Here is a 16,079-nt window from a genome sequence, read left to right on the forward strand (position 1 = left end):
TTGGGGGGTGAGAGCCCGGTCGCGTCGTGCGACGGCCGGGCCTCTCTCCCGCGACAGCACTCACGGCGTGACCATCACGTCGCTACGTCAACCTGCCTCGATGTAGGCCTCCCGCAGATAGTCGTGTACGGCCTGCTCGGGCACTCTGAACGACCGGCCTACCCTGATGGCCGGGAGCTCGCCGGAGTGTACGAGCCTGTACACCGTCATCTTGGACACCCTCATGACCGTCGCCACTTCTGCGACGGTCAGGAACTTAACCTCGCTGAGAGGTCTTTCGCCTGCACCCATCGGACGCCTCTTCCGCACGTGTTTCCGGGTTATCCCCACTGGTGCCATTGCTCACGCACGTGTACTGCCGTCAGCGTAAGTCGGGACTCCGAGTGCGCAAACCCCCTATTTTCTCCCTCGACGGAGCCACGTGTCAGCCGAACCAGCAAAATCGCTGGCCAGGAGCCGGGCGGAGCACCTCACTCGGACGTTGGAACTGTCCAAGTTGCCACACATAAGAGTCGCCGAGGCCCCATCAAAAGTTGGCAAAGGGACAGCGAGCCCCTTGGAATGCAGGCGCGAAAAGACGGTATGGGGAGGACCGAATCGGACTCAAAGGGCTCGTGAGACCTGAGTGACGAGCCGATCCGTCAACGGAGCGTAATAACGCGGTAGCACGTTGTCATCGAGTGGCACCACCACGTCGATCTTGCCTTCCGCCTCACCGACGAACAGCCCTGGATCGTTGGAGTCGGCGAACGCCACCGTCGGCACGCCGACCTGTCCCGCCGCCCCTGCCCAGCCGTGGTCGGCGATCACGAGGTCCGGCGGTTCGCCGCCGAGCTCCTCGATCATGTGCCGCATCGGCGCCGCGTCATGGGTGTGCACGAAGCCGCCCCTGTCGTCGAGCATCGCGACGTCCTGCAGGTAGCGGATCCGGCGCGGGCGGCCGAAGGCCGATCCGGAGTACGTCCACCCCTCGGCCGGCGTCACCAGCCGGGCACCGCGCTCGGCGCAGAGCAGGGCCAGCGGCAGGTGGACGGCGAGCAGCCCGGTGGGGTGCCCGGTGGCGAACAGGATCCGCGGGCTCGGCCGCGACAGCACCGCCGCGATCCGCTCGGCCATGGCGTCGACCGCGTCGATCGTCAGGTCGGGATCGATGGTGTCCTGTCCCCAGCGGTGGCCGGGATCCGCGACCACGCCCGCGGACTTGGCCATGAGCGCCAGGATGTCGCGATAGGACCACGGCTGGTCGAAGGTCAGGCCCAGCATGTAGTGCGGGTCGCCGTTGGCCAGCGAGCTGTAGTGGTCGAGGTTGTTCTCGCGGGGGGTGGCGACGTCGCCGGCAATGCGGCTGCGGACAAGGTGCTCGCGGAGTTGGTCGCGGCTCAGCACAGCATTCCTTCGCTAGGGCATCGGGTCGAGGCCGTGCAGGGGGAACACCGCGTTCCGGGTCGCCATGACCGCACGGTCAATGGGGTCCGCTGGGTCATAACCACTAGAAAGGTCATGAAATTCCGGACTGCGGCCATCGGTCATGGTGAGCGGCGGCGTCTCACCCGTACGCTCCCTGACGAACCTGCGCCACTCTTCGCTCGTCGGCGTGGCCGGGTCGATCGGGTGGCCGGCCAGCTCGGCGATGAGGTGCGTCCACGCCCGCGGCACGACCTGGACCAGCTCGTATCCCCCGCCACCCGTGGCGATCCACCGGCCGCCGGCCGTCTCGTGGGCCAGGCGGTGCAGGGCGGCGTACGCGGCGCGCTGGCCGTCCACGCTGAGCATCAGGTTGGCGAGCGGGTCGAGCGCGTGGCTGTCGCACCCGTGCTGGGTCACCAGGATGTCGGGCCTGAACTCGCTCAGCAGCGGCGGCACGACCGCGTGGAAGGCCCGCAGCCAGCCGGCGTCGCCGCACCCCGCGGGCAGCGCCACGTTGACGGCCGTGCCGTCGGCGCCGGTCTCCTCCGGGAACCCGGTGCCGGGGAACAGCGTTCGCGGGCTCTCGTGCAGGCTGATCGTGAGGACCCGCGGGTCGTCGTAGAACATCGCCTGCACGCCGTCGCCGTGGTGGACGTCCACGTCCACGTACGCGATCTTGCCGACGCCCTTGGCCAGCAGCCACGCGATGGCCAGCGCGGGGTCGTTGTAGACGCAGAAGCCGCTGGCCACAGCGGGCATCGCGTGGTGCAGGCCACCGGCGATGTTGATCGCGTGCTCCGCCGTGCCCTCCCAGACCGAGCGGGCGGCGGCCAGCGAGGCCCCGGCGATCAACGCGGAGGCCTCGTGCACACCCGCGAAGGCCGGGTTGTCCGGCGTGCCGAGCCCGCAGCCGAGGTCGGGGCGGCCGGAGACGGACACACGCTTGACGGCCTCGATGTAGTCGCGCTTGTGGACCATGGACAGCTCGTCATCGCCGGCGGGCTCGCAGCCGGCCAGCTCGACCTTGTCGAGGACGCCCAGCTCGCGGGCGAGCGCCATGGTCAGCTCCACCCGCACAGGGGCGAGCGGGTGACTCGGCCCGAAGTTATAGGCGATGAGAGCGTCGTCCCAGATCACCCGTGCCGACCGGCTCATCACAACTCCTCCGCGCGCTCCCTCACCTTGCGCCGACGTTACCGCAGCACAGACACCTCGTTGTAGCCCGGGCTCATGGCGGATGATCCTGACTTAGGGTTTTAGCCGTGCGCATGGCGCGAACGTTCATGAAGATCGTGCGTTTCTTCCGACGCCCCCGGGTCTTGGACACGGCGCTGGTGGTCGTGATCTCCCTGCCTGCCGCCATCGGCATGGTCTCCATGATCGTCCAGAACGAGGCGCTGACGGCATTGGGCGCGGCGCACTTCCTGGTGGGCGCCCTGTTCCTGCTCATGCGGCGCGGCCGGCCGGTCCTGGTCGCCGGACTGGTGACCGTGCTCGACGTCGTGGGCATCGCGACGCAGCTCGTGATCGTGACCAATGTGCCCTCGGCCATCGCGTACTACAGCGTGGGCCGCTACACGGGCGGCCGGACGACCGTGATCACTTCGGCGGCGGGGTTCGTCCTCTACGCGACGGCGATGGAGCTGTTCTGGCGCGTCCAGGGCGGTGCGCAGGGCGGCTGGCTGGCGGCCCTGTTCGCCGTCGCCGTGCCCGTGGGCATCGGGCAGCTGGTGAGGCTCAGGACGGAGCTCAACGAGCGCGGCAGGCGCGAGGCCACCGAGGCCGCCGTACGCGCCGAGCGGCGGCGCATCGCCAGGGAGCTGCACGACGTGGTCGCCCACCACATCACCGTGATCAACGCCCTGGTCGGCGGCGCGCGGGCCACGCTCCCGCCCGAGCACGACGTCACCAGGTCCGCGCTGGAGAGCGCCGAACAGACCGCCCGCCAGGCGATGTCGGAGATGCGCCGGCTGCTGGACGTGCTCAGGGCCGACGGCAACGAGGGCCCCGACGCCGCGACGGGGGTCGGCGCGAAGCGGCTGCCCGCGCTGATCAAGGAGGCCGAGTCGGCCGGGTTGCCCGCCGGCCTGGCCGTGATCGGCGAGCCCGTGGAGCTGCCCGCCACCGTGGACCACGCGGTCTACCGGATCGTCCAGGAGGCGCTGACCAACACGCGCAAGCACGCGGTCAGCGCCAGGGCCAGCGTGCGGCTGGCGTACGAGCCGGCGGCGGTGGAGGTCGAGGTGATCGACGACGGCCTGGCGAAGGAGTCCGGCGCGCCGGGGTTCGGGCTCGGCGGCATGGCCGAGCGCGTGGCGTTATGCGGCGGCCGGCTGTCCACAGGACCGCGCCCAGGAGGCGGTTTCCGCGTGCACGCCCGCATCCCCCTGGAGAAATCATGATCAGAGTGCTGCTGGCCGACGACCACGAGCTGGTACGCAAGGGCTTCAAGCTGATGCTGGACGCCCAGCCCGACCTGAGCGTGGTCGGCGAGGCCGGCGACGGCACGGAGGCGGTGGAGCTGAGCAGGCGGCTCAAGCCCCACGTGGTGCTGATGGACCTGCACATGCCGAACCTGGACGGCGTGCGTGCGACTGAGCTGATCACCGGGGAGCTGCCGGAAGTGCGGGTGCTCGCACTGAGCACGTTCGACCTGGACGAGAACGTCGTCGCGGCGCTCAGGGCGGGCGCCGACGGCTTCCTGCCCAAGGACGTCTCCCCCGAGGAGCTGATCGAGGGCGTACGCGTGGTGCACCGCGGCGAGTCGGCCGTCGCGCCGCGCCTGCTGACCAGGCTGATCGGCACGTTCGTACGCGCCTCGCGGCCGAAGGCGGTGCCCGCGCGGCTCGACGGGCTGACCGACCGGGAGCGGGAGATCCTCGTGCTGATCGCCCGCGGCCGGTCGAACCCGGAGATCGCCGCCGATCTGTCCGTCTCCCCCTCGACCGTCAAGAACCATGTGACGAGTTTGTTCGCCAAGATCGGTGTGAGGGACCGGGCGCAGGCGGTGATCGTCGCGTACGAGGCGGCCTTGATCCACCCTGGAGAGTAGGACCAGGGTCCTAGATCCCCTCGCCGAGAACGGTTCCCGGGCAGGAAGAAACCAGCCGGCCGCGACGGCACCCTGGGATCATGACCGTGATCCGAGCAACGAACCTGAGCAAGCGCTACGGCGGCACCGTCGCGGTAGCGGACCTGTCGTTCGACGTCGAGCCCGGCCAGGTGACCGGCTTCCTCGGCCCGAACGGGGCCGGCAAGTCCACGACCATGCGCATGATCCTCGGGCTCGACCGGCCCTCGGGCGGCTCGGTGCTTGTGGACGGGCGGCCGTACCACGAGTTGAAGCATCCGCTGCGCAAGGTCGGCGCGCTGCTGGACGCCAAGGCCGTGCACGGCGGCCGCAGCGCGCGCAACCACCTGCTGGCCATCGCCCAGAGCAACGGCATCCCGGCGAGCCGGGTGAACGAGGTGCTGGAGGCTGTGGGGCTGCGGGAGGTGGCCAAGCGGCGGATCGGCGGGTTCTCGCTGGGCATGTCGCAACGGCTGGGCATCGCGGCGGCGTTGCTCGGCGACCCCGAGATCCTGCTGTTCGACGAGCCCGTCAACGGCCTCGACCCGGACGGCATCCTGTGGATCCGCACGTTCATGCGCAAGCTGGCCGCCGAAGGGCGGACGGTGTTCGTCTCCAGCCACCTGATGAGCGAGATGGCGCAGACCGCCGACCACCTGATCGTGATCGGCAAGGGGAAGCTCATCGCCGACACGAGCGTGGAGGAGTTCATCGGGCGCAGCTCGCAGGGGTACGTGCGGGTGCGCTCGCCCCGGCTGGCCGAGGTGGCGGAGCTGGTCAAGGTGGGCGAGCTGCACCCCGACCACCTGCGGGTGACCGCGATGAGCACGCTCGAGATCGGCACCCTCACCGCCAGGGCCGGCATCCCGCTGGAGGAGCTGACGTTCGTGCAGCCTTCGCTCGAAGCGGCCTACATGGAGCTCACCAAGGACAGCGTGGAGTTCACGTCATGATCGACATCCTGAGGTCCGAATGGACCAAGATCCGCTCTGTCCGCTCGACGGTGTGGACGCTCGCCGTGACGGCCCTGCTGATGACGGGCCTCGGCGCGCTCCTCGTCTCCGCGGCCAAGGGCTCGACCGACAAGCCGATGCCGGGCGCGGAGGTGATCCAGCTGAGCCTGCTCGGCGTCACGTTCGCCTCGTTGTCCATCGCCACGCTGGGCGTGCTGGTGATCTCCAGCGAATATCGCACGGGCGGCATCCGCACCTCGCTGATGGCCGTGCCCAAGCGTATGAGCCTGCTGACCGGGAAGATCGTGGTGTTCACCGCGGCGTCGCTGATCGTCAGCGCGGTCGCGTCGGCCGCGGCGGTCGGCATCGGCCTGGCCATCGCCCAGCCGTCGTCGTTCGAGATGGGCGACGTGGGGAAGGCCGTGCTCGGAGCGAGCCTTTACCTGACCGCGTGCGGCCTGTTCGGGTTGGGCCTCGGCACGCTCATCAGGCACACGCCGGGCGCGATCGTGTCGGCCATCGCGCTGATCCTGGTGCTGCCCCAGGTGGCGAACCAGTTGCCCGGGCAGTGGGGCAAAACCGTTGCCGAATACTTCACCACCAACGCCGGATCGCTGCTCGTGATACCGGGGCGCGGCGGCTCCCTGGACCCGTGGAGCGGGTTCGGCGTCTACATGGTGTGGATCGCCGTCGCCGCGATCGCGGGCGCCGTGCTGATGCAGCGCCGCGACGCATGAGCACGGCCTACTCGGCGCGGAGGGCGATGACGGGGTCCAGCTTGCCCGCCCTCCGCGCCGGCGCCACGCCGAAGAACACCCCGACCGCCGCCGACACCCCGAACGCCAGCGCGATCGACCACCACGTGATCGAGGCCGGCACCTCGGTGAACGCGGCGATGGCCAGCGAGCCTCCGACCCCGAGCGCGATCCCGATGAGGCCGCCGATCGTGGTCAGCAGCACCGCCTCGATGAGGAACTGGGCCAGGATGTCGCGCTGCCTGGCCCCCAGCGCCTTGCGCAGGCCGATCTCGCGGGTGCGCTCGCGCACGCTGACCAGCATGATGTTCGACACGCCCACGCCGCCGACCAGCAGCGAGATGCCCGCGATGGCGGCCAGCACGCCGGTGAGCATGCCGAGCACGTTGCCGATGGTGCCGAGCAGCGCGGTCTGTGTGACGGCCGAGAACTGCTCGCCCGGGTAGCGGGCCCGCAACGCGGCCGTCACCTTGTCCGACAGCGGGTCGATGTCTTCCGGCCCCGAGGCGCCGACCGCCATCCCGTTGATCCGTTCGAGGCCCAGCAGCCGCTGCGCCGTCGTCACCGGAATGTGGACCTCCTGGTCGCGGGAGAGCCCGAACGTCTGCCCGACCTCGGCGTACACCCCGACCACCCGGAACCTGGCCCCGGAGATCGTCACCTGCCGCCCGATCGGGTCGAGGTCGCCGAACATCCGGTCCGCCACCTCCGAGCCCAGCACGGCCACCCTGCGCCGGGTGTCCACGTCCGTCTCGCTCAGCGGACGGCCCTTGTCGAGGGGCCGTTCGAAGATGTTGACGAGGTTCTGGTCGGTGCCGACCACCGTGACGAACGCCTCGGCCCGGCCCACCCGCACGGTCTCGCCCGACTGCAGCGACACCGTCACCTTCGACGGGTCGCCCACCACGCGCCGCACGTACGCCACGTCGGCCAGGCCGAGCTTGCTCTGCGTCGGGGCCGCGCCCAGGCTGATGCGGCCAGGCACGACCAGGATGATGTTGGTGCCGAGTCCGGAGATCTGCTTCTCGATCTCATCCTTCGCGCCGGTGCCGATGGCCACCAGGATGACCACGGCCAGGACGCCGATGATGACGCCGAGCATGGTCAGCACGCTGCGCAGCCGGTTGACCCGCAACGCCTCCAGCGCCATCACGAACGCTTCGACCCTGTTCATGGCCTCACTCCGTGAGGCGGGCTCGGTCGCCAGACGCCGCCGCCTTCCCCCGCTCTGGTCGCTCCGCTCCCGCCGCTCCTCCAGGCGACGGCACTCCCTCGCGGGCTCATGGCCTCACTCCGTGAGGCGGGCTCGGTCGCCAGACGCCGCCGCCTTCCCCCCGCTCTGGTCGCTCCGCTCCCGCCGCTCCTCCAGGCGACGGCACTCCCTCGCGGGCTCATGGCCTCACTCCGTTCGGCGGCGCGGCACTCCCTCGCGGGTTCACGAGGTGTCCTTCTCGATCAGGCCGTCCCGTACGTGGATCTGCCGCCTGGCGTGGGCCGCGACCTCGGCCTCGTGCGTGACCAGCACCACGGCCACGCCGCGCTCGCCGTTGAGCCGGTCGAGTATGGCCATCACCTCGGCGCCGTTGACGGTGTCCAGGTTGCCGGTCGGCTCGTCGGCCAGCAGCACCTTCGGCTCGCCGACCAGCGCCCTGGCGATGGCCACGCGCTGTTGCTCGCCGCCGGACATCTGGGACGGCCGGTGCCCCATGCGGTGCCCGAGCCCCACCGACTCCAGCGCCGTGCCGGCCCTGGCCCGCCGCTCGGCCCTGCCGACCCCCCGGTAGACCAGCGGCAGCGCCACGTTGTCCAGCGCGGTGGTCCGGCCCAGCAGGTGGAAGGACTGGAAGACGAAGCCGATCGTCTTGTTCCGCAGCTCGGCCAGGGCGGTGTCCGATAAACCCGACATCTCCACTCCGTTGATCCTGAGCGTCCCGGACGTGGGGCGGTCGAGGCAGCCGAGCAGGTGCATGAGCGTGGACTTGCCGGACCCCGACGGGCCCACGATGGCGGCGAACTCACCCTGCCCGATCGTCAGCGACACGCCGCGCAGCGCCTCCACGGCCACGCCGTCGAGCTGGTAGCGCCGGGTGAGGTCCACCGCCTCGATGGCCGGCGTCATGGCAGGCGCTGCCCTTGCCGTACGGAGTCCGCGCCCTTGACCACGATCCGGTCGCCCACGGACAGCCCGTTCAGCACCTCGACCACCGCGTCGCCCTGCGCGCCCAGCTTGACCACGCGCCGCTCGGCGACGCCGTTCCTGATCACCCAGACCACGCTCTCGCGCCCGCTGGAGACGATGGCCGAGGCGGGCGCGGCGACGGCGGACGGCGACTCGCGTACGGTCAGCCGCGTGACGGCGCTCATGCCCGGCTTGGGCGTGGGTGCCTTGGAACCGTCGTCGAAGGTCCCGGCGCCGAGCGTGAGCCGCACCGGGTAGCTGACGCCGCCCGTGGTGCCCTCCTTGGGGGTGACGCCGATGCCGGTGACCACGGCCGTGTACGTGGCCCCGGGAACGGCGTCCAGCTCCACCGCGGCCTTCACACCCTTCCCGACCAGCAGCACGTCGGTCTCATCCACATCGGCGTCCAGCAGCAGTTTGGAGACGTCGGTGACGGTGACGATGGAGTCGCCCGCCGAGACCGGCACCCCTGTCGCCACCGGTGTGCCGGTGGCCGATCCTCCCGAGGGCACGGAGGGGAGCTGCTGCCCGCCGGGGAGCTGGCTGAGCAGGCCTTCGACGCCACTGCCGCCTCCGCCGCCCGAGACGCGGCCGAGCGTGACGACCCCGCCGAACGGCGCCTTGATCGTGAGCGACTTGACCGTGCCCTCGGCCGCCTTGACCGCTGCCTTGGCCTGGGACCTGGAGGCGGCCTGCAGCGAGGCCATGGAGCTGGACAGGCCGGTGGTGACGCCGGACAGCACGCCGTTGATGGAGCGGTTGAGCTGGGCGGTGATCGAGGCCAGGGCCCTGGTCTGCGCCTTGTGCTGGGCCTGCGCCAGGCTGATGGCGTTGAGCAGCTGCTTGCGGGCGCGGGCGTCCTCGACCTTCTTCGCCTCCCTGCGGGCCCTGGCGAAGTGCGTGGCCACCTTGCGGTCGAACGCCCTGGTGTCGAACGACGGCAGGCGCACGTCCGGGGTGGCGACGCCGGCGGGGGCGGCCATCCTGGAGGCCTGGCGGGCCTGTTCGAGCTGGCTCTGGGCCTGGGGCGAGCGGATCTTGGCCAGGATGTCGCCCTTGCGTACGCGGTCGCCCTCGCGCACGTAGAGCTTGGCGACCGTGCCCTGGGCGGGCGAGCGGAGCGTCGCCGAGGCACGCGCGCCGACCGTGGCGGGGGCTTCGACGACCTCGGTCACCGGGGCACGCCTGACGTCGCCGACCTGGACGGCGGGCGGTGCCTCGGAGGTGCAGCCGGTCAGCGTTAAGAGGACGAGCAGCGGCGCGACACCGCGACGTAACGTCACCCGAGACATCGTAGGAGCCGGCGCCCGCGGGCGGCCGACCGGCTCTCAGCGAGCCCTCAGCCGGAGGCGAGCTGACGACTGCGGTCGCGGGCGGCCTCGATGGCGGCCAGGAACGCCGCCCGCACGCTGTGCCGCTCCAGCTCGGCGATCGCGGCGATGGTGGTGCCGCCCGGCGAGGTGACGGCCTCGCGCAGGATCACCGGGTGCTCGCCGGAGTCACGCAGCATCACGGCCGCGCCGACGATGGACTGGGTGACCATGTCGAGCGCGGCGGCCCTGGGCATGCCGAGCAGGATGCCCGCGTCCACCATGGCCTCGACCAGGTAGAAGAAGTAGGCCGGACCGCTCCCCGACAGGGCCGTGGCGGCGTCCTGCTGGGACTCCGGGATGCGCAGCACCTTGCCGACGGGCTTGAGCAGGTCTTCGGTGAGCTTGAGGTGCTCCTCGCCAGCGTGCGCGCCCGCCGAGATCACGCTCATCGCCTCGTCGAACCTGATCGGCGTGTTGGACATCGCCCTGACCACGGGGACGTCCACCCCCAGCCGCTGCTCCACGAACGCCGTCGTGATGCCAGCCGCCGCGCTGATCACCAGGCGGTCCGCCGGGACATAGGGGGCGATCTCCGCCAGGAGCGTGGCCATGTCCTGCGGCTTGACGGCCAGAATCAGCGTGTCGGCCGCCTTGGCAGCCTCGGAGTTGGAGACCGTGCGCACGCCGTACGTCTCGCGCAGCGCCTGCGCCCGCTCCGGCCGGCGGGTGGTCGCCATGATGTCGCCCGGCTTGAACCCGGCGCGCAGCAGCCCGGACAGCAGAGCCTCGCCCATCTTGCCCGTGCCCAGAATCGCAATCATCCTGGCAGCCTACTAACACCCCGGCCTCGTCCAGGGCAGGTGGGTGCGGGGCGATGTCGCCCAGCTGAGAGGGCGGCAGGCGGATGCCGCCACGGCGGCGCGTCATCCGCGGGACAACAGTGACCTGAGGAAGAAGGTCAGGTTGCGGGGGCGCTCGGCGAGGCGGCGCATGAGGTAGGCGTACCAGTCGTCCCCGTACGGGATGTAGACGCGCATCTGGGCGCCGAGGCCGGCCAGGCGGGCCTGCTCGTCGGGGCGGACGCCGTACAACATCTGGTATTCGAAGCCCGTCACGTCGCGCCCGCTGAGCACGGCGAGCGTGGAGGCGATCCGCACCAGCCTGGGGTCGTGCGTGGCGACCATGGGGTAGGCGGTGCCGGCCATGAGGATCTTCAGGCAGCGGACGAACGAGCGGTCGATGTCGCGCGGTCTGGTGTAGGCGCCCGGCGCGGTGTAGGCCCCCTTGCACAACCGCACCCGCGCGCCCCCGAGCTTCTCGCAGCGCTCCAGCGCGTCCGGCAGGTACGCCTGCACCACCACGCCCACGTCGGGATGATCTCTGCGCAGCGCCGTGTGCACGGCGTGCAGCCCCCGGATCGTGTCGTGCTCCTCGGCGTCGAGCGTCACCGTGACGTCCCGGATCGCGGCGGCCCGGCAGATCGCCGTGGCGTGGTCGATCGCCAGCTGCTCCGACAGCCGCAGCCCGAGCGCGGTGAGCTTGACGGACACGTCGGCGCCCGCGGGCAGCAGGTCGAGGAGCGACAGGTATTCCCTGACGGCGTTCTCGGCCTGCGCCCGGTCCGTCACCTCCTCGCCGAGGTGATCGACGGTGACGAGCAGCCCCCTGCGGGTCAGCTCGCCGATCACGGAGCCGACGTCGTCGGCGACGTAGCGCCTGACCACGTCCCTGGTCAGCGGCGAGGTGGAGATGACGCGCTCGGCGCGTTCGCTCTTGGAGACGGCGAGCAAGGCCTGACGGAGCACGTGAACCACACTAACTCCGGCATGACGCTGAACCAGGAACCCGCTTTGTCCGTCGTAGGAGTATGCGCACAATGACCACAGCGACTCTTCTGGCCGGATCCCTGGTGCTCGCGACGAGTTGTGCCACCGCCGAGCCGCCCGCCAAGCAGGCCACGTCCCCCACCACCGGCGCGCCGGTCGAGGTGAGCCCGGTAACCACCGCCCCCACCAAGAAGCCCCAGCCGGTCAAACCCACGGGCAACGCCGTGAACGTGCACAAGGTCGGCTGGACCAAGGCCAAGGTGTACGCCAAGGGCAAGAGGGTGAGGCTCACCTGGTGGTCGGGTGTCGCGCCGTGCACGGTGCTGCACAAGGTCAAGGTCAAGGAGACCGCGAAGAAGGTCACGATCACGCTGTACGAGGGCGCCTCGCCCAAGGCCAAGGACGTGTCGTGCATCATGATCGCGATAGAGAAGACCACGACGGTCAAGCTGAAGAAGGCGATCGGCAAGCGCAAGATCGTGGACGGTTCCAAAGTCTGACATGTCCACATACGGACAACCCCAGTGACAACTGATCGATTTGTTGCGATACATCGATCAGGACGCGCGGGCGGCGGGGCGCCGGCGGTGATGTCACGCTCCAATGGGGGGATCCGTGAGACGGCTCTCGCACTGTCTGTTTTCGGCTGCCTTACTTCTGACCTGCCTGATCGCGCTGGCTCCCCAAGCGGCGGCCCTGCCCCAGCGCTTCCAGAAACAGACCGTCTTCAGCGGGCTGGTGAGTCCGACCAACATCGAGTTCGCCTCCGACGGCCGGGTCTTCGTGGCCGAGAAGGGCGGCTACATCAAGGTCTTCGACTCGCTCTCGGACACCACTCCCACCGTGTACGCCGACCTGCGCACCAAGGTCCACGACTTCTGGGACCGCGGCCTGCTCGGCATGGCCCTCCACCCGGACTTCCCGGCCGACCCGCGCGTGTACGTGCTCTATTCGTACGACGCCGAGCCCGGCGGCACCGCGCCGCGCTGGGGCCTGCCGGACGACGACTTCGACGCCTGCGCCTCTCCTCCGGGTCCGACCGGGGACGGCTGCCGCATCACCGGCCGCCTGTCCGTCATCTCCCCCTCCGGGGCGGAGACCCCGCTGATCACCGACTGGTGCCAGCAGTACCCCAGCCACTCCGTCGGCGACCTGCAGTTCGGCCGCGACGGCATGCTCTACGCCTCGGCCGGTGACGGCGCCAGCTTCCAGTTCCCCGACTACGGCCAGGACAACCAGACCGGCTCCGACGTGGTGCCGGACAACCCGTGCGGCGACCCGCCCAGCCCGGTGGGGACCGCGCTGACCCCGCCCGCGGCCGAAGGCGGGGCGCTGCGCTCCCAGGACGTGCGGACGAACGGCGATCCGGCCGGACTCGACGGCACCATCATCCGGATAAATCCGGACACGGGGGCTGCGGCCTCCGGCAACCCGAACGCCGGCAGCTCCGACCCCAACGTCGCCAGGATCGTCGCCCACGGCCTGCGCAACCCGTTCCGCATCACCACCCGCCCAGGCACCGACGAGATCTGGTCCGGCGAGGTCGGCTGGGGCACCTTCGAGGAGATCAACAGGATCGCGAACCCGACGGGCGGCGTGGCCAACTTCGGCTGGCCCTGCTACGAGGGCGCGGCCAGGGAGGACGGCTACGACGCGCTCAACCTGACGCTCTGCGAGAACCTCTACAGCGCCGGCGCGAGCGCGCACGCGCAGCCGTACTTCGCCTGGAATCACGGCCAGCGGCTCCATGCCGGCGACGCCTGCGCGCCGGGCAACCAGTCCTCCTCCAGCGGCGTCGCGTTCTACGAGGGCGGGCCGTACCCGGAGGCCTACGACGGGGCCCTGTTCTTCTCCGACTACAGCCGCAAGTGCGCCTGGGTGATGACCGAGGGATCGAACGGCCTGCCCGACCCGGCCACGGTCACCTCGTTCGACACCGGGATCGGCGCCGTCGAACTGGAGACCGGCCCGAACGGCGACCTGTACGCGGTCGACTACGACAACGGCGCGATCGTCCGCTACATCTACAACAACGCCCCGCCCACGGCCGTGATCAACGCCACGCCGGCCTCCGGCGGCGCGCCGCTGACCGTCGCCTTCTCCGGCACCGGCTCCAGCGACGCCGACGGCGACCCGCTCACCTACGCCTGGGACCTCGACGGCGACGGGGAGCTCGACGACTCCGCCTCCGCCACGCCGTCCCGCACGTACACGCAGGCCGGCTCGTACGTCGTCAGGCTGCGGGTGAAGGACGACAAGGGCGGTCAGGGCGACGCCACCGTCACGATCAACGTCGGCAACACCGCCCCCACCGCCGCGATCACCACCCCGTCGTCCGCCGCCACCTGGGCGGTCGGCGACACGATCGGCTTCTCGGGCACGGGCACGGATCCCGAGGAGGGCTCCATCCCCGGAGCACGCATGTCGTGGACCCTGATCATGCATCACTGCCCCGGCGCCTGCCACGAGCACGAGATCACCAGGTACACCGGCGCGTCCGGATCCTTCCAGGCGCCCGACCACGAGTACCCGTCGCATCTGGAGCTGCGGCTGACCGTCACCGACGAGCACGGGCTGACCGACACCAAAAGCGTGCTGCTGCAGCCCAAGACCGTGAATCTGACGTTCCAGACCGACCCGCCCGGCCTCCAGATGGGCTTCAACCAGGAGCAGACGGTCACGCCGTTCACCCGGACGGTGATCGTCAACTCCGGCAATTCCGTCACGGCGCCCTCGCCCCAGGGCGACCACGCGTTCGACGCCTGGTCCGACGGCGGCGCGGCCACCCACAACATCGCGGCGCCTGCGACGGCGACCACCTACACAGCGGCCTACAAGGCCGTGCAGTCCCCCGCCGGCCTGGTGGCGGCGTACGGCATGAACGAGGGCGCGGGCAGCACCGTCGGCGACGCCTCCGCGGCCGGCAACCACGGCACCACCACGGCCACCACCTGGTCCGCGACCGGCAAGTACGGCAAGGCTTTGTCCTTCAACGGCACGTCCAGCTGGGTCACCGTCGGGGACTCGCCCAGCCTGCGCCTGACCACCGGCATGACCCTCCAAGCCTGGATCCGCCCCACCACCGTCAACAGCTGGCGCACCGTCATCATGAAGCAATACACCGGCGACCTCGCCTACGTCCTGTCCGCCGGCAGCGACAACAACCGCCCCCACACCGTCATCCACACCACCGGCGAAGTCGGCACCGGCGGCACCGCCTCACTCCCCCTCGACACCTGGAGCCACCTCACCGCCACCTACGACGGCACCACCCTGCGCCTGTACGTCAACGGCACCCAAATCAGCCAACGCACCGCCGGCGGCCCCATCCGCACCGACAACGGCGTCCTCCGCATCGGCGGCAACAGCCTCTGGGGCGAACACTTCAACGGCCTCATCGACGAAGTCCGCATCTACAACCGGGCACTCACCCCCGCCCAGATCCAGACCGACATGAGCACCCCGATCGGCGAGGAGCCGCCGCCCGATACCCAGGCGCCGACCGCGCCGGGCTCGCCCGCCGCGGCCGGCGGCGCCGGCAACGCGCAGCTCACCTGGACCGCCTCGACGGACAACGTGGGCGTGGAGGGCTACACGGTGCACCGGTCGACGACACCCGGCTTCACACCCTCGGGCGCGAACCAGGTCGGCTCGTCGCAGACCACGACCTTCACCGACGCCGGCCTCATCGCGGGCACCTACTACTACCGGGTCCGCGCCTTCGACGCGGCCGGCAATCTGAGCTCCTCGTCGGCCGAGGTGTCCGCCGCCGTCAGCGCGCCGCCGACCAACCAGGGACTGGTGGCCGCGTACGGGATGAACGAGGGAACGGGGTCGACCATCGCGGACGCCTCGGCCACCGGCAATTCGGGCACCCTGACGAACACGACCTGGTCGGCCACCGGTAAATACGGCAGTGCGCTGTCGTTCAACGGCACGTCCAGCTGGGTCACCGTCGGCGACTCGCCCAGCCTGCGCCTGACCACCGGCATGACCCTCCAAGCCTGGATCCGCCCCACCACCGTCAACAGCTGGCGCACCGTCATCATGAAGCAATACACCGGCGACCTCGCCTACGTCCTGTCCGCCGGCAGCGACAACAACCGCCCCCACACCGTCATCCACACCACCGGCGAAGTCGGCACCGGCGGCACCGCCTCACTCCCCCTCGACACCTGGAGCCACCTCACCGCCACCTACGACGGCACCACCCTGCGCCTGTACGTCAACGGCACCCAAATCAGCCAACGCACCGCCGGCGGCCCCATCCGCACCGACAACGGCGTCCTCCGCATCGGCGGCAACAGCCTCTGGGGCGAACACTTCAACGGCCTCATCGACGAAGTCCGCATCTACAACCGGGCACTGACCGACGCCGAGATCCAGACCGACATGGGCTCGCCCGTCAGCTGAGCCATCTCCCCCGCAGACCCCCGGTGCGCGCCCACCGCCCGGGGGTCTGCCTTGTCATGCAGAATCGGGAATGCGTCCGCACTCACGAGGGTTGAGTCGAGTAGGCTCAAGTCGTTTGACAAGAACGACAGACATCCGTAGCTTGAGTCCGACCGACTCAACT

14 protein-coding genes are annotated in these 16,079 nt (G+C 70.2%); 6 read left to right on the plus strand and 8 right to left on the minus strand.

Features of this window, described 5'->3' with window-relative positions; all coding sequences use genetic code 11:
• Positions 1-87: 87 nt before the first annotated feature.
• From ACIBX3_RS22185 to ACIBX3_RS22195, 3 genes are all read right to left on the minus strand, one after another.
• Complete coding sequence (locus ACIBX3_RS22185; RefSeq protein WP_026214222.1) at positions 88-291, minus strand: helix-turn-helix domain-containing protein; 204 nt, start codon at positions 289-291, stop codon at positions 88-90.
• Between the two features lie 312 nt (positions 292-603).
• On the minus strand, positions 604-1,386 hold the full coding sequence (locus ACIBX3_RS22190; protein WP_397119769.1) for a phosphatase: 783 nt from the start codon (positions 1,384-1,386) through the stop codon (positions 604-606).
• A gap of 12 nt (positions 1,387-1,398) precedes the next feature.
• Positions 1,399-2,562: an acetoin utilization protein AcuC gene (locus tag ACIBX3_RS22195; protein ID WP_397119771.1), complete on the minus strand. Its 1,164-nt coding sequence runs from the start codon at positions 2,560-2,562 to the stop codon at positions 1,399-1,401.
• Between the two features lie 113 nt (positions 2,563-2,675).
• On the opposite strand from ACIBX3_RS22195, the gene ACIBX3_RS22200 reads away from it, so the two are divergent.
• The 4 genes from ACIBX3_RS22200 (at position 2,676) to ACIBX3_RS22215 (ending at position 6,167) form a co-directional block, all read left to right on the plus strand.
• Positions 2,676-3,809, plus strand: coding sequence for a sensor histidine kinase (locus ACIBX3_RS22200; protein WP_397120246.1), 1,134 nt, complete (start codon positions 2,676-2,678; stop codon positions 3,807-3,809).
• Complete coding sequence (locus ACIBX3_RS22205) at positions 3,806-4,459, plus strand: response regulator (RefSeq protein WP_397119773.1); 654 nt, start codon at positions 3,806-3,808, stop codon at positions 4,457-4,459. The genes ACIBX3_RS22200 and ACIBX3_RS22205 overlap by 4 nt, the downstream gene beginning before the upstream one ends.
• 86 nt (positions 4,460-4,545) lie before the next feature.
• The gene (locus ACIBX3_RS22210) at positions 4,546-5,430 is read left to right on the plus strand and encodes an ABC transporter ATP-binding protein (protein ID WP_397120248.1); all 885 of its coding nucleotides are present in this window, start codon (positions 4,546-4,548) and stop codon (positions 5,428-5,430) included.
• Complete coding sequence (locus ACIBX3_RS22215) at positions 5,427-6,167, plus strand: ABC transporter permease subunit (protein WP_397119775.1); 741 nt, start codon at positions 5,427-5,429, stop codon at positions 6,165-6,167. The genes ACIBX3_RS22210 and ACIBX3_RS22215 overlap by 4 nt, the downstream gene beginning before the upstream one ends.
• Positions 6,168-6,174: 7 nt before the next feature.
• Here the strand turns inward: ACIBX3_RS22215 and ACIBX3_RS22220 are convergent, their stop codons facing one another.
• From ACIBX3_RS22220 to ACIBX3_RS22240, 5 genes are all read right to left on the minus strand, one after another.
• Positions 6,175-7,359, minus strand: coding sequence for an ABC transporter permease (locus ACIBX3_RS22220; RefSeq protein ID WP_397119777.1), 1,185 nt, complete (start codon positions 7,357-7,359; stop codon positions 6,175-6,177).
• Positions 7,360-7,620: 261 nt separating this feature from the next.
• Positions 7,621-8,304 (minus strand): ABC transporter ATP-binding protein, encoded by a 684-nt coding sequence (locus tag ACIBX3_RS22225; protein WP_397119779.1) that lies wholly within the window; start codon positions 8,302-8,304, stop codon positions 7,621-7,623.
• A complete protein-coding gene (locus ACIBX3_RS22230) occupies positions 8,301-9,647 on the minus strand; it encodes an efflux RND transporter periplasmic adaptor subunit (RefSeq protein WP_397119781.1) in 1,347 nt (448 codons plus the stop codon). Before ACIBX3_RS22230 ends, ACIBX3_RS22225 begins: the two co-directional genes overlap by 4 nt.
• 56 nt (positions 9,648-9,703) lie before the next feature.
• Positions 9,704-10,498, minus strand: coding sequence for a pyrroline-5-carboxylate reductase (gene proC, locus ACIBX3_RS22235; RefSeq protein WP_397119783.1), 795 nt, complete (start codon positions 10,496-10,498; stop codon positions 9,704-9,706).
• Positions 10,499-10,600: 102 nt separating this feature from the next.
• A complete protein-coding gene (locus ACIBX3_RS22240) occupies positions 10,601-11,482 on the minus strand; it encodes a proline dehydrogenase family protein (protein WP_397119785.1) in 882 nt (293 codons plus the stop codon).
• Between the two features lie 71 nt (positions 11,483-11,553).
• Here ACIBX3_RS22240 and ACIBX3_RS22245 point away from each other — a divergent pair, with 71 nt between their 5' ends.
• Complete coding sequence (locus ACIBX3_RS22245; RefSeq protein ID WP_397119787.1) at positions 11,554-12,003, plus strand: hypothetical protein; 450 nt, start codon at positions 11,554-11,556, stop codon at positions 12,001-12,003.
• 115 nt (positions 12,004-12,118) lie between these two features.
• Positions 12,119-15,916, plus strand: coding sequence for a LamG-like jellyroll fold domain-containing protein (locus tag ACIBX3_RS22250; protein ID WP_397119789.1), 3,798 nt, complete (start codon positions 12,119-12,121; stop codon positions 15,914-15,916).
• Positions 15,917-16,079: the final 163 nt, after the last annotated feature.

Source organism: Nonomuraea sp. NPDC049480 (assembly GCF_044465905.1).
GTDB lineage: Bacteria > Actinomycetota > Actinomycetes > Streptosporangiales > Streptosporangiaceae > Nonomuraea.

Excerpts from the sequence above, each read along its gene's own strand:
- ACIBX3_RS22185 (WP_026214222.1), bottom strand. The coding sequence starts at position 291 with ATGGGTGCAGGCGAAAGACCTCTCAGCGAGGTTAAGTTCCTGACCGTC.
- ACIBX3_RS22195 (WP_397119771.1), bottom strand. The coding sequence starts at position 2,562 with ATGAGCCGGTCGGCACGGGTGATCTGGGACGACGCTCTCATCGCCTAT.
- ACIBX3_RS22200 (WP_397120246.1), top strand. The coding sequence starts at position 2,676 with ATGGCGCGAACGTTCATGAAGATCGTGCGTTTCTTCCGACGCCCCCGG.
- ACIBX3_RS22205 (WP_397119773.1), top strand. The coding sequence starts at position 3,806 with ATGATCAGAGTGCTGCTGGCCGACGACCACGAGCTGGTACGCAAGGGC.
- ACIBX3_RS22215 (WP_397119775.1), top strand. The coding sequence starts at position 5,427 with ATGATCGACATCCTGAGGTCCGAATGGACCAAGATCCGCTCTGTCCGC.
- ACIBX3_RS22220 (WP_397119777.1), bottom strand. The coding sequence starts at position 7,359 with ATGAACAGGGTCGAAGCGTTCGTGATGGCGCTGGAGGCGTTGCGGGTC.
- ACIBX3_RS22225 (WP_397119779.1), bottom strand. The coding sequence starts at position 8,304 with ATGACGCCGGCCATCGAGGCGGTGGACCTCACCCGGCGCTACCAGCTC.
- proC (WP_397119783.1), bottom strand. The coding sequence starts at position 10,498 with ATGATTGCGATTCTGGGCACGGGCAAGATGGGCGAGGCTCTGCTGTCC.
- ACIBX3_RS22245 (WP_397119787.1), top strand. The coding sequence starts at position 11,554 with ATGACCACAGCGACTCTTCTGGCCGGATCCCTGGTGCTCGCGACGAGT.